The organism is Pedobacter sp. UBA5917 (assembly GCF_002432345.1).
Lineage (GTDB): Bacteria > Bacteroidota > Bacteroidia > Sphingobacteriales > Sphingobacteriaceae > Pedobacter.
The window spans coordinates 1-7,974 of the sequence record NZ_DJDT01000088.1 but is presented as its reverse complement, the minus strand read 5'-3'; the positions used below and the strand labels follow the sequence as shown (position 1 = coordinate 7,974).

Below are 7,974 nucleotides of genomic sequence, written 5' to 3'. Positions count from 1 at the left end.
ATCTGCAACTGTTTTTTTGATTGCCTGCACTTGGGATTGACCGGCGTTCTTCGGTAAAAACTATTCGGATTTCAAAGCAAGTTAGCAAAGGGCCTTAAAAAGATGTGTCCAAACAGTATGACCAACATCACTGAAACACCTACAAAAACAAAAACCTCCAATGGATAAATCCCATTGGAGGTTTTTGCATCACTTAAAGTGAAAATATTATTCGTTCAATTTTACCAGCGTTTGGTTGATCTGATTTTCGTAAACCTTATCAACGTTTGGAAGACGCATTTTTGCAATGTTGTTTTCAACGTTTAAAGATGGATTTTCTGTTTTGGCAAGTGCCGCTATATCCCTTGTGGTACTCGAAAGCATTTTAAGTGAAGCCAGAAATAACCTGTTGATATTCCTGATTTTCTGCACATCACCATTGGAACTGTAATATTCTAAATTTGCACGCTCGCTATTGCTGTGCTGTACGCTATCTAAAGTAACCAGTTTCTCGGTGATCTGATCCAGCACCTCATCCGATAGTTCCAATCCCTGAATCCCAACAACGCGGTTATTTTTTACGTAATAATCAAGTCCGTTAAATGAAATGATGGTTAAATTATTTCTCTTGAAAATATATTCTGGTTTAGAAAGATTACCGTTTTTATGTTTTTTAGTAGACTCGGTTTTCTGCGCACCCAATCTGTCAATCACATCATTCCCGTTAACCTTTTCTATATTTTCGAATAACGTTGCCTGTTTGTTTTGGTTCTGTTGCGCCATCACCTGTATTGATGATGAAGTAAGTGAGGCGATTAAAAGAAATACCAAAGAAGTTGATTTAGAGGTTTTCATATGGCAAAGATAAAACAATCAAATCTTTTTGTGAACTATTTGTATGTTTAATATTACGTTTTTAAAGCTTTTTTGGAATTTTATTGATGATAAAAATCAACATTTTGATTTAAATGTGTATTTATAATTATACAAAATGAAAGGAAACGTAGTTTTAGTCTTAAAAATATCTTTCAAATCTTATTTCATAATCATGTTAAATGGTTGGTAATTAATGAAAAATTAACATCAGGTTTATATTGCGCCTGTACTTTTGCAGTGTAAAATATTTGGTTAGTATTATACAGGTTTAGTTAGTTGATAATAAAAGGCCTCAATGGATGTTGTGGCCTTTTTGATTTTTCTGCCAAAACAAAAGAATCGGTTTTGCGTTTCTTCCATAAATCAAAGAAACCATTTATGAAAAACATCTTTTTATTATTGCTCTCGGCCATGTTATTATCTAACATAGCCAATGCCCAAAATCCAATTTCGTTAAATCCCGCACCCATAAAAATTGACAAAAAAGCCGATTATACCACCGTTCAACCCTATTACCAGATCGATTTTAGTGCGGCCATGTGTATGTTCGAGGTAAGGGTTAACGATATACCGGTATTTACGCTCGATCTGCCGGCACAAACTTCATCAACCATCCCGATCAATCAGGCCATTTTTCAGAGCGGAAAGCAACAGATTACTGTTAAAGTGCTGCCACTTTCTGGCCAGAAAGTATTAAATCCCAATGCCGCCTTTAAATACAGCATTAAAGTTTATGATGCGGCCAAAAACCTCGATTTTAAAGAACAGTTGCCTGGCGAATATGCTGTTGGAAAAGTGGATCCTGCCAAAAAACAGACTTCGCTAAGTCAAACAGCTACTTTTAATGCCGAAGTACCCTATACGGTTAATGCTTTCCAAACCGGTACCGATCTAAAATCGGTTGTCGGATTGAATGATAAATTACGCCTCGCTTATCAAAAACTGGCCGATTTGATTGCAAAAGGAGATCTGGAGCAACTCAAAAAACTGATTGCGAATAGGGAAGAAGTAGCAGCAGTAACCATGTACCTGAGCAAAGAAGAAAGCGATGGAAGGATGAAGAGTATGCTGGGTGATTTAAAAACGGGTTTTAAAATGCTACCGATCCCGGCAAATGCGCAGGTTAAGCTATCCGGTAACGGCAAAGTAGCCAGTTTGGTTACACCAACCGGCGGTTCGGTAATTAAACTCAGAAACGAAAAAGCCCAGGAAGAAATGGAACTGGAATTTACTTTCTACATTCCGCAGGGCAAAACAGAATTGGAGATTATCTAAAAACAGCTTTTTCATGGCAATACCGTACATTAAGATAAATATTTATTGAATTATTTGTTTATAAATGAATAATCATTTAGTTTTGTCGGAGTTTAGATCAGATCATGCGTACAAGGGATATCAATAAAGAGCAGCTGGTAAAGCAAAAAGCCATCGAAACCATAGTAAAATATGGATTGGAAGGTTTTACCATTAATAAACTGGCAAAAGCCTGCGGTATATCGGTGGGTACGCCTTATGTGTACTATAAGGATAAAGATGATCTGATCGTTAAAATTGTAATGGAAGAAGGGGCAAGGATGGAAGAGGCCATGCTGCTTGATTTTGACCCTGAAGCATCGCTGGAGGATGGGTTGCGCATCCAATGGCGGAACCGCTTTAAATACATGATCGAAAATCCATTGCTCGGACAGTTTTTCGATCAGATTAACAGCTCTACGTACCAGGATCAGTTTTTGAAGATGTTTAACGGCGAAGAGGGAAACTTAATGAGCCTTTTTAAAAAAGACATTACCACCTTTATCCAGAATGTGGTAAAAAGGGGCGAAATGGACGAAATGCCATTCGAGGTGTATTGGTCTGTGGCTTATTCGCCGTTATATTCCCTGCTCCGTTTTCACCACAGGGGAAAGAGTGTAGGTGGAAAACCTTTCCAGATTACCGATGAGATATTATGGGCTGCGTTCGACCGCGTTGTAAGGGCTTTAAAAAACTAAAGCCTTTTTTTGAAACATATTATTAAATAATTATTCATTTAAGAATGGAGAATTTTGATCACATCTTATTGTTTAAAACCAATCTGGAGGCTGCCGATCAGCAGCAGATAGGAGCGCTATTTAAGGAAGAGGGGATAACGGGCTGGAACATCGATCTTGACGATGAAGACCGTGTGCTGCGTGTGGTATCTTACTCTTTAAAGCACAGTTACATTATACAATTAATCAGGGCTTGCGGCTTCGAATGCTGCCAGCTTACTTAAAAAGAAATAAAATGAAAAATAAACAGGATATTATTCCATTTACGGGCTACCAGAAAATTGTGGTATTTATACTGGCCATGACCCAGTTTACCGTTATACTCGACTTCATGATTATGTCGCCATTGGGCGATATGCTGATGAAATCGCTCGATCTTAAACCTGCCGCCTTTGGTGTTGCGGTATCGGCCTATGCTTTTAGTGCCGGTATATCGGGTTTGCTTACTGCAGGTTTTGCAGATAAATTTGACCGTAAAAAGCTTTTGGTGTTCTTTTACTCAGGCTTTATTATCGGCACAGTTTTATGCGGCCTGGCCACCACTTACCCAATGTTATTGGCCGCAAGAATTATTACAGGGCTTTTTGGCGGGGTAATCGGTTCGATTTCGCTGGCCATTATTGCCGATCTTTTTGCTTTGGAACAGCGTGGTAGGGTGATGGGCTTTGTGCAGATGGGTTTTGGTGCAAGTCAGGTGCTGGGCATACCTATTGGTATTTACGTGGCCAATGCCTGGGGCTGGGAATCGCCGTTTTTGTTAACAGCAGGCCTGGGGCTTATTATTGCCATGGTGATTTTACTTAAATTAAAACCCGTTAACCAGCACCTTTTGGTACAGCGCGATACATCGGCATTGAAACATTTATGGCATACGGTTGCCAAACGCGATTACCGGATAGGTTTTGCGGCAACAGCGGTTTTATCGGTTGGCGGTTTTATGATGATGCCTTTCGGCAGTGCATTTGCTGTAAACAACCTGGGTTTAACCAATGCACAGTTACCGATATTATTTATGACTTCGGGTATCTGCTCGTTGGTAATTATGCCGCTAATTGGCCGTTTGAGCGATAAAGTAAGCAAATTTAAACTATTTACCATTGCAACCATATGGTTGATGTTTGTTTGTGTTATTTACACCAATTTATCAACCACGCCATTTTACCTGGTACTTGTTTTTAATGTACTGATGATGATGGGAATGCTGAGCCGTATGGTGCCATCGAGTGCATTAACGAGTGCGGTACCCGATATGGCCGATCGTGGAGCATTTATGAGCATCAACTCATCCTTACAGCAAATTGCCGGTGGCATTGCAGCTACGGCAGCAGGGATGATTGTAGTGCAGAAAACCAAGTTTAGTCCGTTAGAGCATTATAATACCGTAGGTTATGTGGTGGTGGCCATTTCGGCATTGAGTATATTTTTATTGTTCCGCGTGAGCCAGATTATCGCCAGGAAAAACACCGGCAAAACGACTGCGGCGGAGCCAGTGGAAGAAATGGTATTAAGTGAAGGAATTTAACATCCATTATCATTTAATCGGTCATCGATCACAATAAAAGACTTAATAAAACGTCTTAGTATCGCCGAAAGCGGTAATTGTTTTAAAATGATTAGTTTTGCGGCCTGCGGATAAAGCAGAAAAATAATATTGATTTACGGATGGTCTATCATCCTATAAGAAAAAAACTATGGACAAATTTAAAGAAGTACAAAATCTGATCGCTTCGGTTGAGGCAGATGTAACCAAATTTTACGACGGTGGTAATGCTGCTGCAGGTACACGTGTACGTAAAGCCATGCAGGACCTTAAAGTTTTAGCTCAGGATATCAGGGCTGAAGTAACAGAAAAGAAAAATAGCGCGAAATAAATAAATTATTGCGTTTTGGGAAAAATAGAAGCCTTTCGATGTATAATCGGAGGGCTTTTTTGTTGCTCCGTCCGTCATGCTGATCCGATAGCTATCGGATTTATTTCAGTATCTATTATGCAGTTTGCAACATTTTGCTAAGTTCGATAATTATCTTTTTTTTTACGATTTTTTGATTACAACGGTCGTCACCCTGAATTTATTTTAGGGTCTTTAGTGCTAAAAAGATGCTGAAATAAATTCAGCATGACGGATCGATCTAGTCAGGTGCATATAACCGTTATCTTCAATAAGTAACTATGGATCTTAGGTCGTAAAGGTTTATGATTGACTTCTTTTGAGAGTTTGAGACAAAACGTAGAAAGGTTGATCGGTGTTGATGTGGCCATCACAGATTTCTTCTGTTTCTTTGTTGCACACACAAACTAACCAAATGAATACTGTTTTAAAAACCAAACAACATTTTAAAATCCTCGATGGATTGAGGGGAATTGCTGCAATTGCAGTTGTTATTTTCCACTTTATGGAATTTGCCGTTCCCGATTATAAGGATAATTTTATTGCACACAGTTACCTGGCGGTCGATTTTTTCTTTTGCCTTTCGGGTTTTGTAATCGCCTATGCTTACGATAGCAAGGTAGAAAGTATCGGTGTGCTGCGTTTCATACAATCGCGGCTGATCCGTTTGCACCCGCTGGTGCTTATTGGCGCATTGCTGGGGCTGCTTACCTTTATTTTCGATCCTTTTAGTAATTTATATCAGGGTTATGGTTTGGGCAAAACATTGTTGATGTTCCTATCTGCCGGAATGTTGATTCCATACCCGCTGGTGCACGAACGTTATTTTAATCTTTTTCACCTTAATCCGCCTACCTGGTCGCTATTTTGGGAATACATGGCGAATATTTTTTATGTTTTCGTGCTCTATAAGTTTAAGAACCGGTTTTTATGGTTATTGGTTATTATCGCGGCTGTATTACTTGTTTACGAAGCTTATCATGTTGGTAATTTAGCTGTAGGCTGGGGCGGCGACAATTTTTTTGGTGGCGGGGCACGCATTTTTTACTCATTTTTAATGGGGATGCTGGTTTACCGCTCCAACTGGATCATTAAATCGAATATTGGCTTTGTATTGATGGGGCTATTGCTGTTCGGCGTGTTTCTGATTCCTTTTAATGATCGGTTTAACTGGATGATTGATTCGTTTGCCGTGATTTTTTACTTTCCGTTTCTGGTTGCCCTTGGTGCAGGTGCAGATCTTAAAGTATTTTACGATAAAATCTACAGGTTTTTGGGTGATATTTCTTATCCGTTATACATGATCCATTATCCTTTTCTGTGGATTTTTTTAAGTTATGTGGAGGCAAAGAAACCGGCCATGGGCGAAATGGTGATGGTAATTATCATATCTTTATTTTTATTGATTGCTTTGGCTTACCTCATCATGATTTTTGTTGATCAGCCGATCCGTAAATATTTTAATGCCAGGATAAAGAAAAATACAGTTTAACCCATCCCATGAAAGCTTTTGTATCCCTTGTTTTGTTAAGTTTTGTTGCTTCTGTATCGTTACAGGCGCAGGACCTGGATAATATTAAATTTAAAGTTACTACTGCACCGGAGTGGACGAATCTGTTTAACAGAACAAATGGATGGTTCGGGGGCGACGGGATTTACAGCATTCCATTAAATGGGAAAGAATCATCGCCACCTAAAGCGAAAAAGACATTGTTTATTTTTAGCGATAGCATGATCGGGAAGGTAAGCGATGGCAAAATGGAACCCAATGCGATAATGATCCACAATGCAGCTGCGGTGCTGGATTGGAATGAGCCTGATCCCAATAAAATCAGTTTCAGCTGGAAAAAAGCGGATGAAAAACCCGAATCTATCTTCGTACCCAAAACGCCATTAACCCAAACCGGCGATTATTATTGGCTGGGCGATGGTTTTGTAAACCAGGAGCTGGATAATGCGACTTTCATTTTTGGTTATCGCATTAAAAGTACAGGCGGTGGTGCTTTCGGTTTTGCCGAAGTGGGTAATACCTTGATTAAAATTAAAGCCAATGAAGCATTGCCTTTTCAAAATTATGAACAAAAGGATACGCCTTTTTATCTCGACGAGGGTGGCGAAACAGGCTCATTTGGTGCAGGGATATTTGTAAATACGAAACAGGCCGGAGAGGCGAGTGCTGATGGTTACATTTACGTATACGGTACTTTAGGAAAAACCAAGAAACTTTTGGTGGCCAGGGTGTTGCCTAAAGACTTTGAAAACTATAATAAATGGACTTACTGGGACGGAACCAACTGGCAGGCTGATATCAAACAATCAGCTGCAGTAACGGATCAGGTTTCTAACGAACTGAGTGTTTCGCAACTGCCTGATGGAAGATATGCACTGGTGTTTCAGCAGAGTGGTATTGGCAGGCAGATCTGTATGCAGCTGGGCAAAACACCCTATGGCCCTTTTGGTAAAGTAATTAAACTGTGGGATACCTCAGAAGCGATTGAACTGAAGTCATTTTTTACCTACAATGCCAAGGCTCACCCGAGTTTATCAAAAAAAGGGGAGTTGCTGATCAGTTATAATGTAAACTCTTTTGATTTTTTAAAGGATCTGCAAACGCATCCTAATCTTTACAGGCCGAGGTTTATTAAAGTAAAGTTTGAGGGGATGTAGGATGGGAGATGGATGATGTAAAATGGGAGATGGATGATGGAGGTAGCAGGGTGCCTACAGCATGGCGCCAATAGCATGATGCAAATAGCATGGTGGCAATAACACCCTTGCTGTCATCCTGCGGCATGAAGGATCTTTTAATTTCCGCATTAACTCCTGGCTCATCTACCGCCATAACTCCATTATGTACCACTCCGTCATCCCCCGCGATTCGTCATTTCGACTGGAGCAAAGCGGAATGGAGAAATCTATTGGATTATTTTTTTTGCATTGCCTTTCCCACCGCTCAGGCTTGCCTCGGTTCGCCGCCACCGAGGGGGCTCTTTCTTTTCTCTTGATAGAAAAGAAACAAAAGATCAAGGCTTGGATCCTTTCTTGTAAAAAGCTACTGAAATCTTTATTGCGGCAGTATCTAGGCTCTTACCCTTGCTTTGTCCATAGCTCCCGCTTGATCCTGCCTTGGATTGTGGGGTTATGAGGGGATAGTGCAAAGATTTCCGTGCTTTTTCCTACGTTGTCATCCTGAGCGTAGT

At 40.1% G+C, this 7,974-nt stretch carries 8 protein-coding genes; 7 read left to right on the top strand and 1 reads right to left on the bottom strand.

What is annotated here, in order from left to right:
* Window positions 1–207: 207 nt before the first annotated feature.
* Complete coding sequence (locus B2V92_RS05425; RefSeq protein WP_293305451.1) at window positions 208–834, bottom strand: hypothetical protein; 627 nt, start codon at window positions 832–834, stop codon at window positions 208–210.
* Window positions 835–1,233: 399 nt separating this feature from the next.
* Between B2V92_RS05425 and B2V92_RS05420 the strand changes: the two genes are divergently transcribed.
* The 7 genes from B2V92_RS05420 (at window position 1,234) to B2V92_RS05390 (ending at window position 7,441) form a co-directional block, all read left to right on the top strand.
* Window positions 1,234–2,130: a hypothetical protein gene (locus B2V92_RS05420; RefSeq protein WP_293305448.1), complete on the top strand. Its 897-nt coding sequence runs from the start codon at window positions 1,234–1,236 to the stop codon at window positions 2,128–2,130.
* A gap of 104 nt (window positions 2,131–2,234) precedes the next feature.
* Window positions 2,235–2,846, top strand: coding sequence for a TetR/AcrR family transcriptional regulator (locus B2V92_RS05415; RefSeq protein ID WP_293305445.1), 612 nt, complete (start codon window positions 2,235–2,237; stop codon window positions 2,844–2,846).
* A gap of 44 nt (window positions 2,847–2,890) precedes the next feature.
* The gene (locus tag B2V92_RS05410) at window positions 2,891–3,109 is read left to right on the top strand and encodes a hypothetical protein (protein ID WP_293305443.1); all 219 of its coding nucleotides are present in this window, start codon (window positions 2,891–2,893) and stop codon (window positions 3,107–3,109) included.
* Window positions 3,110–3,120: 11 nt separating this feature from the next.
* A complete protein-coding gene (locus tag B2V92_RS05405) occupies window positions 3,121–4,407 on the top strand; it encodes an MFS transporter (RefSeq protein WP_293305441.1) in 1,287 nt (428 codons plus the stop codon).
* A 169-nt stretch (window positions 4,408–4,576) separates the two neighbouring features.
* Window positions 4,577–4,756, top strand: coding sequence for a hypothetical protein (locus B2V92_RS05400; RefSeq protein WP_025142680.1), 180 nt, complete (start codon window positions 4,577–4,579; stop codon window positions 4,754–4,756).
* Between the two features lie 433 nt (window positions 4,757–5,189).
* A complete protein-coding gene (locus B2V92_RS05395) occupies window positions 5,190–6,266 on the top strand; it encodes an acyltransferase family protein (RefSeq protein WP_293305436.1) in 1,077 nt (358 codons plus the stop codon).
* An 8-nt stretch (window positions 6,267–6,274) separates the two neighbouring features.
* The gene (locus B2V92_RS05390; RefSeq protein WP_293305433.1) at window positions 6,275–7,441 is read left to right on the top strand and encodes a DUF4185 domain-containing protein; all 1,167 of its coding nucleotides are present in this window, start codon (window positions 6,275–6,277) and stop codon (window positions 7,439–7,441) included.
* Window positions 7,442–7,974 lie beyond the last annotated feature (533 nt).

Coding starts and splice junctions, on each gene's coding strand:
- B2V92_RS05395 (WP_293305436.1), top strand. CDS start 5,190: ATGAATACTGTTTTAAAAACCAAACAACATTTTAAAATCCTCGATGGA.
- B2V92_RS05390 (WP_293305433.1), top strand. CDS start 6,275: ATGAAAGCTTTTGTATCCCTTGTTTTGTTAAGTTTTGTTGCTTCTGTA.
- B2V92_RS05415 (WP_293305445.1), top strand. CDS start 2,235: ATGCGTACAAGGGATATCAATAAAGAGCAGCTGGTAAAGCAAAAAGCC.
- B2V92_RS05400 (WP_025142680.1), top strand. CDS start 4,577: ATGGACAAATTTAAAGAAGTACAAAATCTGATCGCTTCGGTTGAGGCA.
- B2V92_RS05420 (WP_293305448.1), top strand. CDS start 1,234: ATGAAAAACATCTTTTTATTATTGCTCTCGGCCATGTTATTATCTAAC.
- B2V92_RS05425 (WP_293305451.1), bottom strand. CDS start 834: ATGAAAACCTCTAAATCAACTTCTTTGGTATTTCTTTTAATCGCCTCA.
- B2V92_RS05410 (WP_293305443.1), top strand. CDS start 2,891: ATGGAGAATTTTGATCACATCTTATTGTTTAAAACCAATCTGGAGGCT.
- B2V92_RS05405 (WP_293305441.1), top strand. CDS start 3,121: ATGAAAAATAAACAGGATATTATTCCATTTACGGGCTACCAGAAAATT.